Below are 20543 nucleotides of genomic sequence, written 5' to 3' on the forward strand. Positions count from 1 at the left end.
GGGCGATCGGGATTATTCGTCAATCCCGCAGTCCGCCAGGGGTTTAAACCCCCGTCTCATAGCCAAAGTCGTCGGTCGCCGACTGCGGAATTTATCAGTCCTCTTCCAGAGGACTTCCGCTATGAGGCAGGGAATTGATTCCCTGCCGGACTCTGGGGATAACGGGTGATTCGATCGCCCTTAAATCCCGAAAACACCCGTTGTTCCGTAGTTTCATCAGTGTTTGCAGAACTTTATCAAAAAAAACTTGAGATTTCTGCATAAAACCACTGAGTTCACCCCAATAGATAAATAGGAACAACAAAAAGGCAATGAGGGCGATCGGGATTATTCGTCAATCCCGCAGTCCGCCGGGGGTTTAAACCCCCGTCGAGAGAGCGAAAGTCGTCGGTCGCCGACTGCGGAATTTATCAGTCCTCTTCCAGAGGACTTGGGCTATGAGGCGGGGAATTGATTCCCTGCCGGACTCTGGGGATAACGGGTGATTCGATCGCCCTTAAATCCCGAAAACACCCGTTGTTCCGTAGTTTTATCAGTGTTTGCAGAACTTTACCAAAAAAACTTGAGATTTCTGCATAAAACCACTGAGTTCACCCCAATAGATAAATAGGAACAACAAAAAGGCAATGAGGGCGATCGGGATTATTCGTCAATCCCGCAGTCCGCCAGGGGTTTAAACCCCCGTCTCATAGCCAAAGTCGTCGGTCGCCGACTGCGGAATTTATCAGTCCTCTTCCAGAGGACTTCCGCTATGAGGCAGGGAATTGATTCCCTGCCGGACTCTGGGGATAACGGGTGATTCGATCGCCCTTAAATCCCGAAAACACCCGTTGTTCCGTAGTTTTATCAGTGTTTGCAGAACTTTATCAAAAAAAACTTGAGATTTCTGCATAAAACCACTGAGTTCACCCCAATAGATAAATAGGAACAACAAAAAGGCAATGAGGCCAAACCTCAAACCCCGAAAACACCCGTTGTTCCGTACTTCCACCCAGTGTTCACAAAACTTTACAAAAAACCCCGTAGAGTTTTGCATAAAACCACTGAGTTCACCCCGATAAACATATGAAAGGGAAATTACGAAGCTCATCGCACTTGTTGAGATTTATTCAAAAGTGCGATCGCCCGTAACTTCCCGATCGCACATCGCATTTCGCGAGACTTCAGTTTGGGTAAATGACGAATATACGGCAGTCCGAGAGTGCTTAAGTGCATAAGTGCGATCGGGCTTGTCGATAGAGTCGCTTTGTCAATTTTCAGAACACATTGTATCTACCACACGAGGACAAGAATCATGGCTACTCCTAAAGAATTTGATTTTGATAAAGTTTACAATCAACTCATTAAAGATGGCGGGAAAATCAAAGTTGTTTATATCAATGGAATTCGGACTACTTCCGGTAAGTTTGATCAAGACATAAAAGGATTTGAGGGCTTATGGAAGCTACCAGGAAACTTTTTAGTTCCCAATGATTCAGTTACAAGAGGAGCGATCGAGCTAGATAAAAAATATCGCAATACTACAGATAGCACTGGCAATGATTTAGCAGATGCAGGAATTTTTGTAGGTAAATTTTTGTTCAACTATGCTCTTTCTAAAATTTCTTTGGGAGGGATACTGGATCAAGCAAAAAAACATAAGTCTCTTAAAAATCAGTATGATAACCTTCTTGCTGCGGGTAAAAAGATTACTGATGAAGATGTTACTGCAATAGCCAAACAACTCGACGGAATCAAGGATTTTGCTGATTTTTTCGAGGTAATAAAATCAGGAGTTGAGTTAGCTGAAAGCTTTACAAAATTAGAAAATCCAATTGATTTAGTGAAAAATGATGATTTTACTGCTAAGGCATTAATATTTTTGCAAAAAGTTGCTAGTTCTGGTTTGATTCCTGGATTTGGAGAAATTGGCGCTGTAATTGACAGCTTAATTGCAGCAGCCCCCGCTGACTTGAAAGAGGCATTGGAGCAATTCTGGTATGCAGAAAGTAAATTCAAAGAGATCAATAGTGACTGGACAAAATCAGCAAAAGATTGGTTTGCCTCAAATGAACAAAATCCTTTTCAAAACAACTCTTTGATTTTGCTAGGTCATTCTCAGGGCAATTTCTTTATTGAGGATGGACTAATTGATATGGGGGCACCTGGTAATTCTTTACCACGGACAAGTGTTCTTGCAATGGGTTCGCCAACAAGTTATCTATATGCTGGCGGAATTAATAAGTATAAAGTAGGAACTGTCTCCGAGAATAACATTAAAAATCCCGGAGATCCTGTGACTTTACTTCAATTTGACTCAGAGCCATTAGTTTGGGATAAAATTGGGAAAATTTTCAATATGCTTCCTAAGATAGGAGGCATTTCAGGGCCACACTTAATTGAGAATTATTTCAGCCGTCCTGAAGTTCAAACTTTTTTTAAAGACACAGTGTACGAACTCCATCCCAAAGGATTTTATTTTCCGAAAGGGACAGTCACTACAAGTTCAACAACTGATGATGATTGGGTTCAAGCAGATGGTGATATTCAGGGTGGTTTACGTAATGATGTCTTACGAGGTGGAGATGGTAATGATACATTAAGCGGTGACTCTGGCTTCGACTTTTTAGATGGTGGAGGAGGAACTGATACTGCTAATTATTCCAGCAGCCCAATTGGAATTAAAGTTCGGGCAGACAAAGTTGATGACAAATTTGATGTTTACAAAGTTGAAGATGGTTTTGTTGTAAAAGGTGCGAAAACTGTAGACACTCTTGGAAATATCGAAATCATCAGTGGCTCAAATTTTGCTGATGAAATGACCGGCGGTGACTACACCGATATCTTCTACGGCCAAGGTGGCAACGACCTTTTTTGGGGACAAAAAGGAGACGACAAATTCTACGGTGGCACTGGTAATGACAAAGCTTACGGTGGCGATGATAATGACGACCTTCGAGGTGATGAAGGCAGCGACGATTTAAGAGGAGAAAATGGCAACGACTCTCTCTATGGCGGTCAAGATAACGACTTCCTCTACGGCGGCGATGGTGAAGACCAACTTCGCGGCGAACAAGGCGCTGATGACCTCCGAGGAGAAAATGGCAACGACTCTCTTTATGGCGGCACCGAAAATGATTCTTTGTACGGCGGCCAAGGTGAAGACAAACTCTATGGCGAAGAAGGAGACGATGACTTAAAAGGAGAAGAAAACAACGATTCTCTTTACGGCGGAACAGGCAAAGATACCCTCAATGGCGGCACTGGAAATGACGACTTGCGAGGCGAAAAAGGCGATGACTTGCTACAAGGAGAAGCCGGAAACGACACTTTATATGGTGGCGAAGACCAAGACAAACTTTACGGTGGATTAAATGCCGACTTACTCTACGGCGAAGCTGGCAACGACCAACTTTTCGGTGAAGATGGCGACGACATCCTCGATGGCGGTAGCGATAACGATACCCTCATCGGAGGCACCGGCGATGACAAACTCTACGGCCAATCCGGCAACGACATTATCCAAGGCAACACCGGCGAAGACTACGCCGAAGGTGGCAGCGGCCGCGACTTCATCCAAGGCAACGAAGGCAACGACATCCTCTACGGACAAGATGGCAGCGACACCATAGAAGGCAACGCCGACGATGACTACATCGATGGCGGCAACGGCCAAGACTTGCTGTTCGGCAATACCGGAGATGACAGAATTTACGGACAAGGTGGCAACGATGTCATCCAAGGCAACGAAAACAATGACTGGCTGGAAGGCGGCGACGGCCAAGACATTATTGATGGTGGTGCCGACGATGATGATATTTACGGACAAGCTGGCGAAGACAATCTTTTCGGCAGTCAAGGCCAAGATTACATCGACGGTGGCGACGGCAAAGATACCTTGTTTGGCGGCCTTGATGACGACGTACTTTTAGGCCAAGCAGGCGATGACACTCTCAACGGCAATGCTGGAAATGACGAATTATTTGGCGGTACTGGCAATGACTCGTTAATCGGAGAAATCGGCGATGATTTAATTGATGGGGGAGAAGGAGTCGATCTCGTTAATTACATCAATTCTCCCAAGGGCGTTATCGTTAATATTGACGAAAATAGCGACTACGAAACTAATACCAAGCAACGTTTCAAAGAATTCGTCACCGATGCTAATCCCAGCGAATACTACACCGAACTCGAACGGGATTTTGAAATTGCTGCTGGTACTGGTAAAGACGGTTTTGGCAATACCGATGCTTTGAGAAATTTAGAAGATATCATCGGTACTCGCTTTGCAGACATCTTAATTGCCAACGAAAAAGATAACCGAATTTGGGCTTTAGAAGGCAACGATTTATTAGTTGGCAATGCCGGCAATGACTCATTTTACGGCGGAGATGGCATCGATATTCTCAGCTACCGCCGCGACCCGAACGGCGTTACTGTCAACTTAAAAACAGGCGATGCTACGGATGGTTGGGGCGACCAAGACAAGATTACTGGCATTGAAAACGTCGCCGGTTCTCGGCATGACGATAATATTACCGGCGACGATAGCGTTAACGTTATCACCGGCGATGCTGGGAACGATCGCATTGACGGACTAGGCGGCAACGACAAACTCTACGGCGAATTCGGCGATGATTTAATCTACGGCGGCGAAGGCGGCGACAGCATCTACGGCAACCAAGACCGAGATACGCTTTACGGTGAAGCCGGTCGAGACTACATCCGAGGTGGCGATGCCGACGACTTAATCTACGCCGGTAGCGATGACGATACCGTTGCCGGAGACGCTGGCTACGGCAATGACACGATTTTTGGCGAAACAGGCAAAGACCTACTCTACGGTGGCGCTGGCGACGACTACATCTACGGTGGCGCAGACAAAGACACCATCTACGGCGAAGGCGAAAACGACAAACTCTACGGAGAAGCAGACACCGACCTCATATACGGTGGCACCGGCGACGACGAACTCTCCGGCGGCGACGAAAAAGACACCCTCATCGGCGAAGCGGGCAACGACACACTCAGAGGCGATGCAGGCGACGACACCCTAGATGCCGGAACTGGCAACGACTACCTCTACGGTGGCACCGGCAAAGACACCCTGAATGCAGGCCTCGGCAACGACCAACTTTACGGTGGCGACGATGCCGACATCCTCCTGGCAAAAGAAGGCGACGACAACCTCTACGGTGAAGCGGGCGACGACACCCTCGATGCAGCCGAAGGCAACGACAATCTCTACGGTGGCGACGGCAAAGACATTCTCGATGCTGGAATCGGCAACGACCAACTTTGGGGAGGTCAAGGGGATGACACTTTATTAGGCAAAGCTGGAAACGACAACCTATTTGGCGAAGGTGGCAACGACATCCTTGATGCAGCAGAAGGAAACGATTCCCTTTACGGCGGTGACGGCAAAGACATTCTCGATGCCGGAGTTGGCAACGACTATCTCTGGGGCGGCCAAGACGATGACACGTTATACGCCAAAGCTGGCGATGACAACTTGTTTGGCGAAGGCGGTAACGACATCCTCGATGCAGCAGAAGGCAACGACAACCTCTACGGCGGCGACGGCAAAGACTTCCTGGATGCTGGAATCGGCAACGATCAACTTTGGGGTGGTGAAGGCGATGACACTTTATTAGCCAAAGCAGGCGATGACAACTTGTTTGGGGAAGGCGGCAACGACATCCTCTATGCAGCAGAAGGCAATGATTCCCTTTACGGCGATCGCGGCAAAGACTTCCTCGATGCTGGAAGTGGCAACGACGTACTTTGGGGAGGTGAAGGCGATGACACCTTATTCGCCCAAGCTGGAGACGACAACTTGTTTGGAGAATCTGGCAACGACATCCTCTATGCAGCGGAAGGCAATGATTCCCTTTACGGCGATCGCGGCAAAGACTTCCTCGATGCTGGAAGTGGCAACGACATTCTTTGGGGTGGTCAAGATGACGACACCTTATTCGCCCAAGCTGGAGACGACAACCTATTTGGGGAATCTGGCAACGACTTCCTCGACGCAGCAGAAGGCAACGACAACCTCTACGGCGGCGACGATAAAGACACCCTGTTCGGTCAAGCTGGCAACGACTTATTGCAAGGCGGTTCCGGCGACGACTCACTCTTAGCAGGCGACGGCAACGATACCCTGTTCGGTCAAGCTGACAGCGACACTCTCTACGGCGGCAGCGGCGATGACATCCTCGAAGGCAATGCGGGAACAGACCGACTGTTTGGCGAACTCGGCAACGATTCCCTCGACGGCGGTACTGAAAACGATACCCTCGAAGGCGGCGACGGTAACGACATCCTGGATGGTGGTGATAATAATGACAGTTTGTTCGGACAAGTCGGTAATGATACGGTTATCGGCAACAGCGGCGATGACATTGTTGATGGCGGTTCCGGCAATGATTTGCTTCAGGGGAATCAAGGGCGCGATCGCATTTACGGTCAAGCCGGTTTCGATAGCCTGTTCGGCGGCGATGATAGCGACACCCTGTGGGGAGGAGACGACGCGGACATCTTGCAGGGAGAATCGGGCACCGATACCCTGTTCGGCGGTAACGGCGACGACTCCCTCGACGGTGGCGAAGACAATGACAGCCTGTTAGGAGAAGCCGGCCGCGATATTCTTGCCGGTGGCAGTGGTGATGACATTCTGGACGGCGGCACCGAAAACGATACTCTCTCCGGCAATGAGGGAAGTGATAAATTATACGGTCGCCAAGGCAACGACTTCTTAGAAGGCAATGACGATAACGACCAACTGTGGGGTGGAGATAACGACGATACGCTGTTTGGACAAACCGGAGATGACGAACTGTGGGGCGAATCGGGCAATGATAGCCTCGATGGTGGTGATGGGTCCGATCGCCTTTTCGGTCAAATCGGCAAAGATACCCTTTCTGGTAACAATGGCGACGACTACTTAGAAGGTGGTGCAGACGACGATAGCATGACTGGGGGTGCAGGGCGCGATCGCATTTACGGAAATGACGGCAACGACTTCGCCGACGGCAACAGTGGCGACGACTACATCGACGGCGGTGCGAACAACGATACCTTAGCAGGTGGTGAAGGGGACGATCGCATTTTCGGTCAAGCCGGCAACGACAGCCTCGAAGGCAACGACGACAACGACTTCCTCGATGCAGGTACCGGAAATGACACCCTGTGGGGCAACGACGGCGACGACGAACTCTACGGCCGCGAAGACCGAGATTTCATCGATGGCGGCCGCGGCAACGACCAAATCCACGGCGGAGATGCAGCCGACACCCTCCTCGGACAAGTTGGAGACGACAACATCGATGGTGGTTCCGGCGCAGACTCAATTCTCGGCGCAGACGGCAGCGACAACATTTGGGCCCAAGCAGGGGACGACTCGATTTACGGTGGCGCTGGCAACGACAACATTTGGGGCAACGAAGACAACGACCTAATTTTTGGAGAAGCAGGCGAAGACAAAATCGACGGCGGTTCCGGCTACGACACCATCGACGGTGGCGCTGGCAACGATGAACTGTTCGGCGGTACGGGCAACGACCAATTATTAGGAGGTGCCGGTAACGACAAAATTGACGGCAGCATCGACGACGACAAACTGTTTGGAGGTGCCGGCAACGACTTGATATTTGGCAGTCAAGGACAAGACACGATATTAGGCGAAGTCGGAGAAGACACCCTCTACGGTGGCGACGAAACCGACATGATGGACGGCGGCGCCAGTAACGACATGGTTTTCGGCGACTCCGGCGACGACACCCTCACCGGCGACTCCGGCGATGACACCCTCACCGGTGGTGGTGGCAACGACTGGATGGGCGGAGGCAACGGCGACGACTTGATGTTTGGTGAATGTAACGACGACACGATGCTGGGCGGTGCCGGTAAGGACACCCTCGACGGCGGTTGTGGCAACGACTTGCTAACCGGGGAAGCTGGCAGCGACAACCTCTTGGGTAACGAAGGCGATGACAGTCTCGATGGCGGCAGCAGCAATGACACCCTCGATGGCGGTAACGGCAACGACTTCTTGAACGGCAACAGCGGCAACGACAGCCTCAACGGTAACGATGGCGATGACAGTCTCTACGGCGGCGAAGGAAACAACGTCCTCAAGGGCGGAAATGGTCAGGATACGCTGATTGGCGGCAGTAGTTCCGACATATTTGTACTAGCACCAAGTTCGGGACTTGATCATGTATTCTACTTCCAGGGCGATCGCGATTACTTCGGACTCTCACAAGACCTCACCTTTGACCAATTGCAAATTGTTCAAGGCAGCGAGGATTATACTAACGATGCGTTGATTAGCATTGCGAGTACAGGCGAACATTTAGCTTTGGTGAAAGATACTCAATTTAGTGCGATCGACAGTTCTCGGTTTATCCCCATCACTCCCGGAGGCGCGCTTCCTGAAGCTTTCAATACACCGTTGAATATCGATATTTTGACTGATCAACCAGTTGATAGCGACGATATTTTACAATCAATTGGTAGCGGTTCTAGCACTAGCTTATCCAGCGCTACTCCTGCATCTACCACCCTGTCAAAAAGCACGACTACTGCACCCATTAGTCTGTCAAACAGCACAACTACTGCACCAGCAAGTCTCAGCCTGCAACCATTGACAACAGGTACTAATCCAGCTAGTGCAACTGCACCAATTAGTCTGTCAACCAGCACGACTACCGCAGCAGCAAGTCTGATTCTGCAACCATTAACAACAGCTACTAATCCAGCTAGTGCAACAGCAACTTCTGTCAAAACTACCACCAATGACATCTTGCTAAATGGTGGTTCAATTCCAACCATGAAGACCTTTAGCGAAACCGACGATGACATTCTCATCTACGATACAAAGAGCTTGTTGACTTCTCTCACCAGCGCTCAAAGTCAGCCAATTCTGCCTTTGAAAGCATCAAGCGTTAATAGTGCGATCGCGCCTATTGCTAATCCTTCTGGTAAGGAAGCCGATCTCTTACTTAATGCGAATCCTAGTCCGATTCAGCTACCAAAAAGTAGCGATTTAAGTGTTACTTCTACCTTGAAGTAATTGTAAGTTTGCTTGAGGGCGATCGAATACATTAAAAACCCGGTTTCTTCAAGAAGCCGGGTTTTTTGCAGTTTTTACCTGTAAGATCGGGTTCGGTCAAGATCGATCGCTCATCACCAAAAAATATAATATCCTGATCTGATCGATTTGCCATTGATTGTCATTTATATTAGAGGCGATCTTTCCAGTAGCTTGGATCGCGACGACAACTCACGATCGCCGCAATCACGATTCGATCGGGATAGACTCGATATAAGATGGCATAGGAAAATTTGAGGGTCAAATAACGACGAATCTGACCTTCAATAAGCGGCCAGCGTTCTGGTGCTCCAATAATTTTAAATATGGCATTTTCTATCGTGTCAATGAAATCTTGGTGTCTGTCTTGTTGGGCAAAGAATTGCACAGCCTCTGCATATTCTTGCAGGGCGGCTGGGTGAAATTCATATTTCATTGCTTTGAGAGTTGCCGTATTTGGGCCAAGGCAATATCTCCTGGAATGGTTTGAACTGCGCCACTCTCAATTTCGGCAATCCGTTCTTGAGCTTTCTTTACTCCTGCCATCAAAATATCTTGCTCGATTTGTGTTGTCATGCTTTCCACAATTTTGTCAATGAGGATAGCTTTGGCTGCATCTGGTAATGCAGTTGCCTCTGAAATGAGTTGGTCTAGGGTTAGCATTGGATCGTTTGGCTCCAAGGGACTAGCCTGATTTTAACATTCCGCTTTACGATCGCTTCTATTAGCTTTTTTGCTGCTTCGCCAACGACGGGCTGAGATTGGGTGTGAAGAGGATACTTCATGATGAACGATCGATATGAGGCGCCTCAATTATAGCAAGTCCTATAATCTTCTACCAGAAGCTACGGCAGCTTAAATCATGAACTAGGTGCGTGAGGCTTCAGAAACCGGGTTTCTGCGTAAAATCTGGTGAGGATGTGAAAAATATCAGAGAAACCCGGTTTCTTGGACTAAGCACGTCAGGATTTACGCACCCTAACCAAAGAAACCGGGTTTTTACCAAATTTTTCGACTGCGACGAAGTTTCCGCAAAAAAACCAGGTTTCTGGTACTAAGGTTGGATAGCATTTGTAAGAGAATTTATGAGCGTTAACCATTCTGTTCTTGTTGTTTTGTAGCCACAAGATTCATTAAAACATTTAACCTAGCGGTCTAACGGTGTAGCTGAGCGGCTGCCAATAGCCTTTCGTGCCTAACCCGATGACGTTGATTCTGTCGGGTGCAAGCGGGTTGCTATGCGGCGGAACTAGCAGGCTTTATGCCTTTGTTTTTAGTAGGGAAGCAATTTCAATCATTAATTTTCGGCGATCTGGCTTCATATAATCAAGATTTGCTGACCAGTTCAAAATATCTATGATTTCTGCTGATTTACTAGGAGAAAATTGATTCTTTGTTACCACTCTTCTTAGTGCCAATAAAGCACTGTATTGAGTGTAGGGTATCTCCAGAATACCAACTGCTCTAGAAACTAACAAATTTATATAATCAGTTGATGTGTTCCACTCAACGTGCTTGTAAGCAGACAAACGCTCTCCCCCCTTGTTGCTATTTAGTCTTTCATAAACAGGAAAATTTATAACTTTAGGAATTAAAGTCCACATTGTTGAGGAAATTTCGCGCATTAATTTTGTGCGGTTACGTCCAGAGGGCATTTCATCTCTAACCCTATCGTAATAGTCAGCCAATTGATCTATCCGCTTCAATGCTTCCGTTGAATCTATATCGCTCGCAGCATCAACTAAAGCTATGGCATCTCGATAGCGTCCCTCAAGCTGCTGCTGCGTTTCCTGAGATGTTAGATTTATAGCCCCAATATCTGATATTTTTTCTTCGTATTTTTCTGATGCTTCTTGAACACCGTATTTTAGTTTAATTCTCAGTAGATTAGTCTCAATTTCCTCGATGCCTTGTTCACGCAACCAATTTAAAGAACCTTGCACTTGCGGAACTTGAGAAAGAATCCAAGGAAGTAAAATGGGAATCCAAAAAAGAAAGAGAAGAACTAAAGTTACCGATGTAACCTTTAATTCAACTGAAAAACTCCAAATATTGCTGTTTACTTTTTCTGATTTGAGAGAGATACTTAATACACTGAATATGATTAGGGCAAAAATGGTAATAGAATACTTCTTCGCTAAGGAAGAAGGGAACCCAGACCTAAATGCTAAATCTTTCATTTTGATTAATGTTTGTAAGGGACTAGCCTGATTTGTGAAATTATCGGTTTACTGATGAAGCAATGGCTAGAGACAGCAGAAACCCCGCCAGAATCTAAAACTAAAGCGGGACAAAACGTTCAAGACTGAGGAGATTTAAAGAAAATGACCTCTAGCACAGACAGATTTGCGAGGGAAAAATGTTGAGAGACGCAGACAACCCAGAAAAATCTTGGGAAGACTCGGAAGCTGAACTCGCTGAACGCCCGGACAGACCTTTTTATGCTCGGAGTGACGCAGAAGCAGCTTTGCGATGCGAACAGCTAAATCGCGAAGCAACAAAACACCCCGATGTAACCGGAAAAAGCTATTACACTTGTGATGACAAAAAAAGGAAAAACCGATGACCCAATATCAATTAACACCCGCCAAATACCACCACGTACAAGTAGTTGTTTCCCTAAACCGCGTTCACTTAGACAACTATGAAAATCCCGATCGCGCAATTGCAAAACTGATCGAACTAGGTTACAGTCCAGAACTGCGCTATCAATGGAATCCAGAGCGAAACGAATTTGATTTATACGCCCTAATTCATGACTTGCCGCTAGATGAATCGCTAATGACCGATGAAAAATCTCAGGAGTTTTTCAAGCATTTCAAACACAGCCAAATATATTCGATCGGCTGCGGTAACGCTGACCCCGATTGGCTATTTGCTTGGGATTTTGATGACCCCCGCCGTCACGCCAAGCCAGAAGAAATTGAACCTTTACCAGCAGCTACAGCAGCTTAAATCTTGGACTAGGCGCGTGAGGCTTCAGAAACCGGGTTATATCGTTTCCGGCTGCATCGGAATGATTTAACCGCAGAGAACACAGAGGACACAGAGGGAGAGAATAGAGATCTGAATCATTCAGATGCTACCGGATTTGATATTACTGCCACTCAGGCTGATCGCCACTCGATCGCCTTGCGCCCCATCACCCGTCCTCTAGAACCCTTGTGAGAGTTGCTGCTAGGACTGTCCAATTTAAAATCTCCTATAAAATATCCCTCCCCCGCCCTTGGGCACATAAAAATCCGATCTCTTGCATACTTTCCCAAAAAGGTTAAGATAGCTTCAAACCGACATTTATGTGCCAAAGGGTGAGAGAGGGCGCGATGGAGAAGACAAGTTTTAGGTTAAATCAAGTCCGTCCAGACAGGTGGTTTAACCTTTCCAGTCTTTGGCAGATTGTTCGAGAACGTAGGTTGCGACATCCTCAATTTGTGCAGGCTTCAAACGACCAGCGAAAGCAGGCATCGCATTTTTGCCCTTGGTTACCTGAGTGGTAATAGCTTCGATAGAATTCATGCCGTACTTCTCTAAAGCTTTTGATTTCAAGGTTTTGGTAGACACAACCACGTTACCACCACCGACGTGACAAGCAGCACAGTTGGCGCTAAAGAGTTTAGCTCCTTTAGCAGCATCTCCAGCCAAAGCAGGGCTGCCGAAGCCGACAGTAAAAATTGCCAACGCTAACAGAGCGATCGATAAGAGTCTTTTCAACGTAGTTCTCCTCTAATGGACACAGTTAATTGTGATTCTTCAGTTATTTTACCCGTTTAGTAACCCGCAAACACCTAGTAGCGATCGCGATTTTTCGAGTAGTTAACCACTTTGGGCTGGCGATTCAACTCTCCAGATTATCAATACCCCATCCCGGAGCCTTTTGAGCGGCCCGAAGCACAAAAGCAGCCAAATCTTCAATCTGAGTCTGGGACATCCAGCTTTCCGGTACTTGGCGGCACCAAAAAGTTTCCTCACTACCGTCATAAGTCATTGGTTGTCTCAGATAGGCTACCAAACTATTGATGTCCTTGCGGGGAGGGGTTGCTCCCTGGAGATCCGTCAAAGATAGAGAAATAGTCGGATCTGGCAAAGTCGCTCCTCCGACGTGACAGTTGAGGCAATTTTGCTCGAACAACCGCTTGCCGGCGGACAAATCCTCAGCCGAAAATAATCGAGTGTGTCCCTCAGCATCCAATTCCAGTGGCACAGGTTCGCTGACTTTTAAATAGCGAGTCACATAGGAATCAGCAGCAGCCAAAACAGGTTGAGGTGCCAGCAGCACCATCGGCAAAATCACCAAAATTCCTAACAGAAAGCAGACAAAAACACCACGACGCAGCATGAGGGCCTACAACTTTTTGCGATATTAAATAAGCAGAGGGTAAATTTTAGATTTCAGATTTTCGATCGAAGCCAACCAGGGAACAACAATCTATTTTGCGGAACTCTAGCCCCCTCCCAATCCAAAATCTCAAATCTAAAATTTCCTAAAATCGATTAGCGAGCGCCTTTACCGCCACCCCACTGGGAGCCGATAATTTTTGGCTGCAACAGAATGTGACCGCCAATGGCGTACAAATCATCATCCGAAAGATTTCTCATTTCAGCGAAAATATCCGCGCTTTTCATGCTCGGATGCAGCTCAGAAATTTCCTCAAAGCCGTCATAAGTCGTGGGGTTTTTCATATAGTCAACCAGCGACTTAATATTATTACGGGGTGGATTTGCCAAAGCCAAAGTTTCAGGGCTCAAGTTCAAATTCGGGTCAGTTTTAGTCATGCCAGCGGCGTGACATTGAGCACAGGCTGAGTTAAACAACCGTTTGCCTTCCTGAACCTGTTTGAGGCTCAGCACTACGGGAGTGCCTTTGTCATCTAATGTCACGGTGCGTAGTTGAGGACTGAGTTCTACTGCCATCGCACTACTGACAAAGAATTGAAAAGTCATGAATACAGCAGTCAGAGCAATGAAATATCTTTTAAGCATGGTTCTCCTTAAAAAAAAATCAGGGGAAAGTATTGAATGCTCTTTTGGGGGAGCTAGCAAACAGATTGCTGTTCAAGATTCCACCGCCGGGAAAAACTGGTGACAGTTGATGCGGTTCTACCTTTAAAGGTAAGGGAATTATGGCATCAATCTAATCTGCAATAAGTTTTGAGTCGCGCCTTTTTTCCAGAGCGGACATAATTGCCTTAACATCCTCTAGGGCCAAACGGGTTTGAGGGTGCTTGTATGCAATTTCTAACTCGTCGCACAAGCGGATCACGTCTTCAACAGGGACGTTGAAGTCCTCTGCTATTTCTGCGATGGACAGGTCTGCAAAACCCATAGTTTTTAGGTCGCTGACGGGTAAAAATGGGGTTAATCGCTCTTAACTGAAATCTGGATAATTTCACCAAGCGCTGTTAGTTTGTTCTGAGGTTTATAGAACGACAGAGCGATCGTTAAATGCAGGATTAGCCCTGGGGCTATTTACTGCTATTGACAATGCCTGAGTTCTGATTGAGTCTGTCAGAGCCAACTAAGTTCTAACAGCCAGTAGGCATTTTTGCTCAGTTCAGCTTTCTAGTCAATCAACTTCCAATCAATATCATCCCACTGCGGTGTCCTAATGAACAATGAACATCAGAAGCGGCAGCTAGAACTAACACAATATCAGGAAGGGCTTGATGGTTAGGGTGAAAGTTTGAAAGCATGAGTCTGTGCGGGCAAAGCGTGGCTGTCTATTGGTGTGTGATGCTCTAGTTCTGAGGGAGCCAATAAAGGTTGGGGCTGGTGAAGACTAATTAGCTGAGCCAGGGTTTTCTTGAGCTGAGTCCTAGGGACGATGATATCTACAAAGCCGTGGGCAAAGGAGTATTCGGAAGTTTGATAGTTCTCCGGCAACTTTTCCCGCAGAGTTTGCTCGATCACCCGGCCGCCGGTAAAGGCTACAGTTGCTTTTGGTTCTGCAATGGTAATGTCTCCCAGCATGGCAAAACTCGCGGTGACACCGCCGGTCGTCGGGTGAGTCAAAATTGGGATGTACAACTGTCTGGCTTCGCGGTGGCGTTCCAGAGCACCGGAGATTTTCGCCATTTGCATCAAGCTGAGCATTCCTTCTTGCATTCTCGCACCGCCGGAAGCGCAGACAATGATGACGGGTAGCTTTTCCCGCGTTCCGTATTCGATGAGGCGAGTCAGCTTTTCTCCGACAACGGAACCCATACTGCCACCGATGAATTGAAATTCCATGACTCCCAGGGCGATGGGGAAACTTTCGAGTTTGCCGATGCCTGTTTCTACTGCGTCTAAGTGGCCTGTTTTTTCTTGAAATTCTCGAAGCCGATCGCTATATTTTTTGCGATCGCGAAATTTCAAGGGGTCGGTGGCGTGGAGTCCTTCGTTAATGGGCATCCAAGTATGGGCATCGAGCAGTTGATCGATGCGTAAGTCGCTGTAAACTCTCATGTGATGCCCGCATTCCAAGCAAACCATTTGATTTGCTCGCAGGTCTTTGGTGTAACTGAGCGCATCGCAAGCTTCGCATTTATTCCAAAGCCCGTCGGCAATTTCTCGTTCCGGCCGTTCTTGAGAGTTCGGTACTGATTTTCTTCGATTTGCAAACCAATCAAATAGAGACATTAAAATTTAGTAATTGTTAACTGTTGACTGTTGACTGTTGACTGTGTTTATAGGTTATTTATTATTTGTTATTTGTTAGCTGCTACTAATAATTCATAACCTATATATAGCCTTTCTCAGAAAGATGAGGTACTCATGGGCATAGGGCATAGGGCATAGGGCATAGGGCATAGGGCATAGGGCATAGGGCATACCTCACTTTTTTGAGAACCGCTATATGACTATTGACAATAAACAACTGACTATTGTACCACTGTTTCACGGCATCTTCATAAAAAACAACTGCCAGTAAGTAGATAAGATCGCTTCGCCCCACAAAACTGTAATTGCTGCACCGAGAGCGAGAAATGGACCAAAAGGCATGGGTTGGCGTCGATCGAGCATTCCCAGGGCGATCGCCCCACCGCCAGCAAAAGCCCCGGTAGCACAGGCGAGAAAGCCCGCTAACAGCAAGTATTTCCACCCCAGCCAAGCTCCCATCAAAGCAGCCAATTTGGTATCGCCAGCCCCCATCGCATTTTGCCCAAGGGCGATGGCACCGGCTAAACCAATGATGTCAAACAGCCACAGCCCTACAACCGCTCCTAGGATACCGTCGAGTACCAGATAGTTTACTGAGTCGATCGGACTAAATATGGGCCACCAACCCTTAGCGATTTGGAAAACCAGCCCCATCACTAAACCCGATCGAGTCAAAGAATTAGGCAAAGTCATGGTGTCGAGATCGATCAAAGACAAAGCCAAAAGCCAGCTAAAAAAAGCCCAAAACCCCAGAGTGTGTACTGTGGGTCCAAACTGCCAGAAAATCAGCAAAAACAGCAAACCCGTAGCCGCTTCCACCAGGGGATACCGTAGAGAAATCCGGGTGCGACAATACTTACAGCGTCCCCGTAGCCACAGCCAACCAAAAACAGGTACATTTTCGTAAGATTGAAGCTGATTCAAGCATTTGGGACAGCGAGAAGGAGGATGTATCACGGACAAACCCGCAGGTAAGCGATAAACTACCACATTCAAGAAACTACCGATCGCCGAACCCAAAGCAAATACAATAGTAGAGACAAGACAATTAAAGATGATGTCCATAGTCAACAAATCACTAATAAATAATGAGCTAGAGTTAGCCCAAAGATAACCAATAACCAATAACCAACAACCAACAACAAATAACAAATCACCAATAACTAATACATTTGCGATTCAATCTCTTCAAAAGTAACAAAACGTTCACCGGGCAACAAAATTGGCTGCGAAGTGAAAATCAACTGACCTCGATCGCTTCCTTGACAGACAACAACACCAGCCGGACGTTGTAGGCGATCGGAATGAACTTTAAGATATAGACCATAGACCGATCGAGCTACTCGGATCAAATCGGGAGCAAGTAACCTGAAACTATCGGAAGTTTCTCTCATTGGTTCGGGGCTGGACTGGTATTCTATCACTGGAAACTGATCATAATCGTATAGGTCTAGCTATTGGTGTCGCCACTAGATCGATCGAACTTACCTTATTTTTTAACAATAAACTAGGTGGAAATTAATAAATTAACCTACAATCCTCCTTTGGCAGAGATTGAACTGCGACTACGAGGGCTGCTCCCAGCCTCACTGTACACCTCCGCCTGGGTAGATTCGTCGCCAGCGACACTAATAGGAGTCTTCGAGCATCTACGTACTCTCCGATACATAATTCACGACTACGTGCCCAAACAGGTGTCGGAATCTCCTCCCAATCCAGGGGAAGTGAGCTACCAATGGCAAGAAGGGACACTACTGTTCACCGATTTAGCAGGGTTTACATCCTTATTGGAAGCAAATGCGGCCCTGGGACGCCAGGGAGCTGAAACCTTGCTGGCGGTGATTAACGACTATTTTGCCTCGATGATCGAAATTGTGAGTAAGTCCGGGGGGGATTTGCTGGAGTTTACCGGAGATGCGATGTTAGTGCAATTCCTGGCCGGCATTCACCAAGAGGATACAGCTAGGGCCGTCCGTGCTGGTTTGCGAATGCAGCGAGCAATGGCTAAATTTGCGCGTATTGAAACCCCACGGGGTGTTTTGTCTTTGAGGATGCGAGTGGGTATCCACTGCGGCCGTTACATTAGTGCGGACATTGGTACGCCACTGCGGATGGCTCATGTGCTGCTTGGTCATTCAGTCCAGCAAGCCAAGCAAGCTGAGGGTTCTGGAACTGTGGGAAGGGTGTGTTTGACGACTACTTCGAGTTTGTGTTTGGCAGAGCAATTTCGGTTTGAACCAGGAGCAGCGGGTTATTTTTTGGTGGTGGACGATCTGACGGAGGATCTACTGGGAGAATATGATATTACTCTGACTCGACGGCGGATGCCGAGTTCGGTATTGCTCGATCGCAGCATTTCGGGCCTAGTGAGCGAAATCCAGGAAGCTCTCAACCGGGTTGAACCCCTTGCTAGCTATATCCCCAAGCCGATTCTGAGACTACTGGTAGAAAATGCTAACAGCCGAAAAATTCCCCCGGATTTTCCCGAACCAACGGTGATGTTTGTCAATTTAGTCGGCTTACCGGAGTCCATCGACAAAGCTTCACCGGAGGAAGAAGTAGCTCTGATTCTCGGTTGTTCGAGGGTTTTTGCGTCGATCGATGCCGTAGTATCAGCAAAAGGAGGCGTGTTGCAAAAAGTAACCGCGCACTTGAACGGTTCCGATATGCTGATCTATTTTGGGGTGCCCGACGCTCATCGGGATGATGCGTGTCGCGCCGCTAGCGCCGCTTTGGCGATACGAGAGATTATCACCACTTTGCATCCGCCAATTATCGGCTCTCAAGCAGTCAAAGTAAGCTGTCAAATAGGGCTGTACCAGGGGCCAGTGTTTGCTGCTGAGGTTGGCGAACCCCGTGGTCGCAGGGAGTTTAATGTTTTGGGAGATACGGTGAATACGGCGGCTAGATTGATGAGCAAGGCTGGGGAAAACGAAATTTTGATTGGGGAAAGGGTGTTTGAGGCGATCGGCTTAGAATTCAATTGCGAGGCTTTGGGAGCTGTTGCTCTCAAGGGCAAATCGGCTCTAACTCCGATTTTTGCTTTGCACGGTTCCAAGGTCGAAAACGGAAAAGGGTAGATTTAAATGATGGCTGGTGTCAATCGCAAATACTAAATTCCGATCGATACTTCACAGTTGAGCTGCAATTGTCCAAAGCTCCACTTTCTAACTCCAACACCATAAAAGCCTCATCGGGAACCTCATATTCACATCGCAAGTTTTTTCTACTAGCAGGAATGAAGCCAAAACGCGAATAGAAATCTGGACAGCCCAGCACAACCACTGCGTGAAATCCCGATCGCACACACTCTTGTAAACCATGCTGGATCAGTAAGGTTCCTATACCTTGGCGCTGATAGTTGGGAAGAACTGCCACAGGTCCCAAGCCCAGAATCGACAACTCCCTGGAACAGTTCTCAACCAATGTAACCGGACTGAAAAAAACCTGTCCGACAATGCGATCGGATTGCACTGCAACAAAGGAAAATGTAGATCTAATTCCGCGCAATCGATCTACTAAATTTGCCTCATTTGCTCGCCCGAATGCCGTCATGTTAACTTCGCGAACGGCTGTTAAATCTTCTGGTTTTTCAGTCCGAATATCCATACTATTGAGTTTAACCTGTTTTAATACGATCGCGTCACTGTCCTGATTGTGGCACAAGCTGACCAGAAGACAATCGTTTAATCCCCTCCATCGCTGTAGTTTCTCCTGCTTTGTCTCCACCCTCGCGGGCATTTTTCAAAGCTCGTTCGTAGGATTCCAAAGCTTTAGCATACTGACCTTGACCTTCATAAATCGCACCCATATTATTCAGCAAACGTCCCACACTTGTCTTGTCACCGATGGCTTCTAGCATAATCATTGCTTGCTGAAAATAGATCAGGGCTTGACTATCTTTACCAAGTTTCCGAGAAGTAAGTGCCATGTTATTGAGCAAGCGACCGACCCCCGCCCTATCTGCTATTTCGCGGCGAATTGCCAAAGCTTGCTGGTAAAATTCCATCGCTCTGTTGAAGTCGCCGATGTTGTAATAGACTCCACCCATGTTATTGAGGGTACGCCCTAAATCTCGTCGATCGCCCTTAGCGGTGCGAATGGTTCGGGCTTGCTGGTAAAATTCGATCGCCTTGGCATAATTTCCCTGTTCTCCATACACAGCCCCAATATTGTGAAAAGATTCTCCAATTTCAATTTCATCCTCAGCAGTTTTAGCTAATTCCAAAGCTTCTTGATGCAGTTTCATCGCTTCGGAAAAATTGTCGGCAACCCGGTTGATAAAACCCATGAGATTGAGGGTTCGCGCCGTGCTACTCCTAGCCCCGATGTCTCGGTTAATGACTAAAGCTTGCTGCAAAACTGCTAAAGCTTTGGGAAGCAAACCGATTTCGCCGTAAACTTCCCCCAAATTGTTGAGGGTTTCTCCTATCCCCGGTTTGTCACCTAATTGCTGGCGAATTGCCAAAGCTTGTTCAAAAGCTTGGATTGCTTCCCGAAACAAACCTTGGCGGTGATCCTTTATGCCTTTTTCCAGGAGTGTGTCTGCTTGTGTTTTGGGGTTTGTTGCTTGGGCGCGATCGGTCCCTGGGAAGCGCCTAGGATTTATTATTGGAGCAGATGCCAGAGCCTCTGAGAGACCTAAGACTGTCAGCGCAGGCGATAGGACAAGAGTTATAGCTGCGACATAGCTGAAGTGGTAAGAGCGGCTGTACACCGAACAAGTCCTCCAAAAGCCAAATTATCTAACTTTCAAGATAGAGCTATTTTGGCTTACTGGCACATTTGTTATCAGCTAATATCTTCTGAGCTTGCTTATGGAAAATTCCTTCTC

17 protein-coding genes are annotated in these 20543 nt (G+C 47.4%); 4 read left to right on the forward strand and 13 right to left on the reverse strand.

Annotated features, from left to right (window positions below):
• Positions 1-1086 precede the first annotated feature (1086 nt).
• Positions 1087-1215, reverse strand: a complete 129-nt coding sequence (locus tag ACBR23_RS22045) for a hypothetical protein (RefSeq protein WP_371120443.1) — start codon at positions 1213-1215, stop codon at positions 1087-1089.
• Positions 1216-1294: 79 nt separating this feature from the next.
• On the opposite strand from ACBR23_RS22045, the gene ACBR23_RS22050 reads away from it, so the two are divergent.
• On the forward strand, positions 1295-9052 hold the full coding sequence (locus tag ACBR23_RS22050) for a hypothetical protein (RefSeq protein WP_371120444.1): 7758 nt from the start codon (positions 1295-1297) through the stop codon (positions 9050-9052).
• A gap of 169 nt (positions 9053-9221) precedes the next feature.
• On the opposite strand, the gene ACBR23_RS22055 is transcribed toward ACBR23_RS22050, so the two are convergent.
• From ACBR23_RS22055 to ACBR23_RS22065, 3 genes are all read right to left on the reverse strand, one after another.
• Entirely contained in the window at positions 9222-9506 is a 285-nt protein-coding gene (locus ACBR23_RS22055) for a type II toxin-antitoxin system RelE/ParE family toxin (protein ID WP_371120445.1), read from the reverse strand.
• Entirely contained in the window at positions 9503-9733 is a 231-nt protein-coding gene (locus ACBR23_RS22060) for an addiction module protein (RefSeq protein WP_371120446.1), read from the reverse strand. The genes ACBR23_RS22055 and ACBR23_RS22060 overlap by 4 nt, the downstream gene beginning before the upstream one ends.
• Before the next feature lie 596 nt (positions 9734-10329).
• A complete protein-coding gene (locus ACBR23_RS22065; RefSeq protein ID WP_371120447.1) occupies positions 10330-11250 on the reverse strand; it encodes a hypothetical protein in 921 nt (306 codons plus the stop codon).
• A gap of 179 nt (positions 11251-11429) precedes the next feature.
• On the opposite strand from ACBR23_RS22065, the gene ACBR23_RS22070 reads away from it, so the two are divergent.
• On the forward strand, positions 11430-11636 hold the full coding sequence (locus ACBR23_RS22070) for a hypothetical protein (RefSeq protein ID WP_341738298.1): 207 nt from the start codon (positions 11430-11432) through the stop codon (positions 11634-11636).
• Positions 11633-12025, forward strand: coding sequence for a hypothetical protein (locus tag ACBR23_RS22075; RefSeq protein WP_371117054.1), 393 nt, complete (start codon positions 11633-11635; stop codon positions 12023-12025). Before ACBR23_RS22070 ends, ACBR23_RS22075 begins: the two co-directional genes overlap by 4 nt.
• 417 nt (positions 12026-12442) lie before the next feature.
• On the opposite strand, the gene petJ is transcribed toward ACBR23_RS22075, so the two are convergent.
• The 7 genes from petJ to ACBR23_RS22110 all read right to left on the reverse strand — a co-directional run bounded on the left by petJ (position 12443) and on the right by ACBR23_RS22110 (position 17103).
• The gene (petJ, locus tag ACBR23_RS22080) at positions 12443-12781 is read right to left on the reverse strand and encodes a cytochrome c6 PetJ (RefSeq protein ID WP_371117053.1); all 339 of its coding nucleotides are present in this window, start codon (positions 12779-12781) and stop codon (positions 12443-12445) included.
• Between the two features lie 124 nt (positions 12782-12905).
• A complete protein-coding gene (gene psbV2, locus ACBR23_RS22085) occupies positions 12906-13406 on the reverse strand; it encodes a photosystem II cytochrome PsbV2 (protein WP_341738301.1) in 501 nt (166 codons plus the stop codon).
• 155 nt (positions 13407-13561) lie between these two features.
• Positions 13562-14050 carry a photosystem II cytochrome c-550 gene (psbV, locus tag ACBR23_RS22090; RefSeq protein WP_341738302.1) on the reverse strand — a complete coding sequence of 163 codons (489 nt, stop codon included), beginning with the start codon at positions 14048-14050 and terminating at the stop codon, positions 13562-13564.
• Between the two features lie 151 nt (positions 14051-14201).
• Positions 14202-14393: a translation initiation factor IF-2 gene (locus ACBR23_RS22095; protein WP_341738303.1), complete on the reverse strand. Its 192-nt coding sequence runs from the start codon at positions 14391-14393 to the stop codon at positions 14202-14204.
• A gap of 344 nt (positions 14394-14737) precedes the next feature.
• The gene (gene accD, locus ACBR23_RS22100; RefSeq protein ID WP_371117052.1) at positions 14738-15688 is read right to left on the reverse strand and encodes an acetyl-CoA carboxylase, carboxyltransferase subunit beta; all 951 of its coding nucleotides are present in this window, start codon (positions 15686-15688) and stop codon (positions 14738-14740) included.
• Between the two features lie 258 nt (positions 15689-15946).
• Complete coding sequence (locus ACBR23_RS22105) at positions 15947-16774, reverse strand: A24 family peptidase (RefSeq protein WP_371120448.1); 828 nt, start codon at positions 16772-16774, stop codon at positions 15947-15949.
• Positions 16775-16872: 98 nt separating this feature from the next.
• A complete protein-coding gene (locus ACBR23_RS22110) occupies positions 16873-17103 on the reverse strand; it encodes a hypothetical protein (protein ID WP_341738306.1) in 231 nt (76 codons plus the stop codon).
• A gap of 117 nt (positions 17104-17220) precedes the next feature.
• Here ACBR23_RS22110 and ACBR23_RS22115 point away from each other — a divergent pair, with 117 nt between their 5' ends.
• Positions 17221-18789 carry an adenylate/guanylate cyclase domain-containing protein gene (locus tag ACBR23_RS22115; RefSeq protein WP_371117050.1) on the forward strand — a complete coding sequence of 523 codons (1569 nt, stop codon included), beginning with the start codon at positions 17221-17223 and terminating at the stop codon, positions 18787-18789.
• A 19-nt stretch (positions 18790-18808) separates the two neighbouring features.
• Here the strand turns inward: ACBR23_RS22115 and ACBR23_RS22120 are convergent, their stop codons facing one another.
• Together ACBR23_RS22120 and ACBR23_RS22125 are read right to left on the reverse strand one after the other, a co-directional pair.
• On the reverse strand, positions 18809-19318 hold the full coding sequence (locus tag ACBR23_RS22120) for a GNAT family N-acetyltransferase (protein ID WP_371117049.1): 510 nt from the start codon (positions 19316-19318) through the stop codon (positions 18809-18811).
• Between the two features lie 34 nt (positions 19319-19352).
• Positions 19353-20426 carry a tetratricopeptide repeat protein gene (locus tag ACBR23_RS22125; protein ID WP_371117048.1) on the reverse strand — a complete coding sequence of 358 codons (1074 nt, stop codon included), beginning with the start codon at positions 20424-20426 and terminating at the stop codon, positions 19353-19355.
• Positions 20427-20543: the final 117 nt, after the last annotated feature.

Origin of the sequence: Microcoleus sp. (assembly GCF_041354475.1) — a bacterium.
Classification (GTDB): Bacteria; Cyanobacteriota; Cyanobacteriia; order Cyanobacteriales; family Microcoleaceae; genus Microcoleus.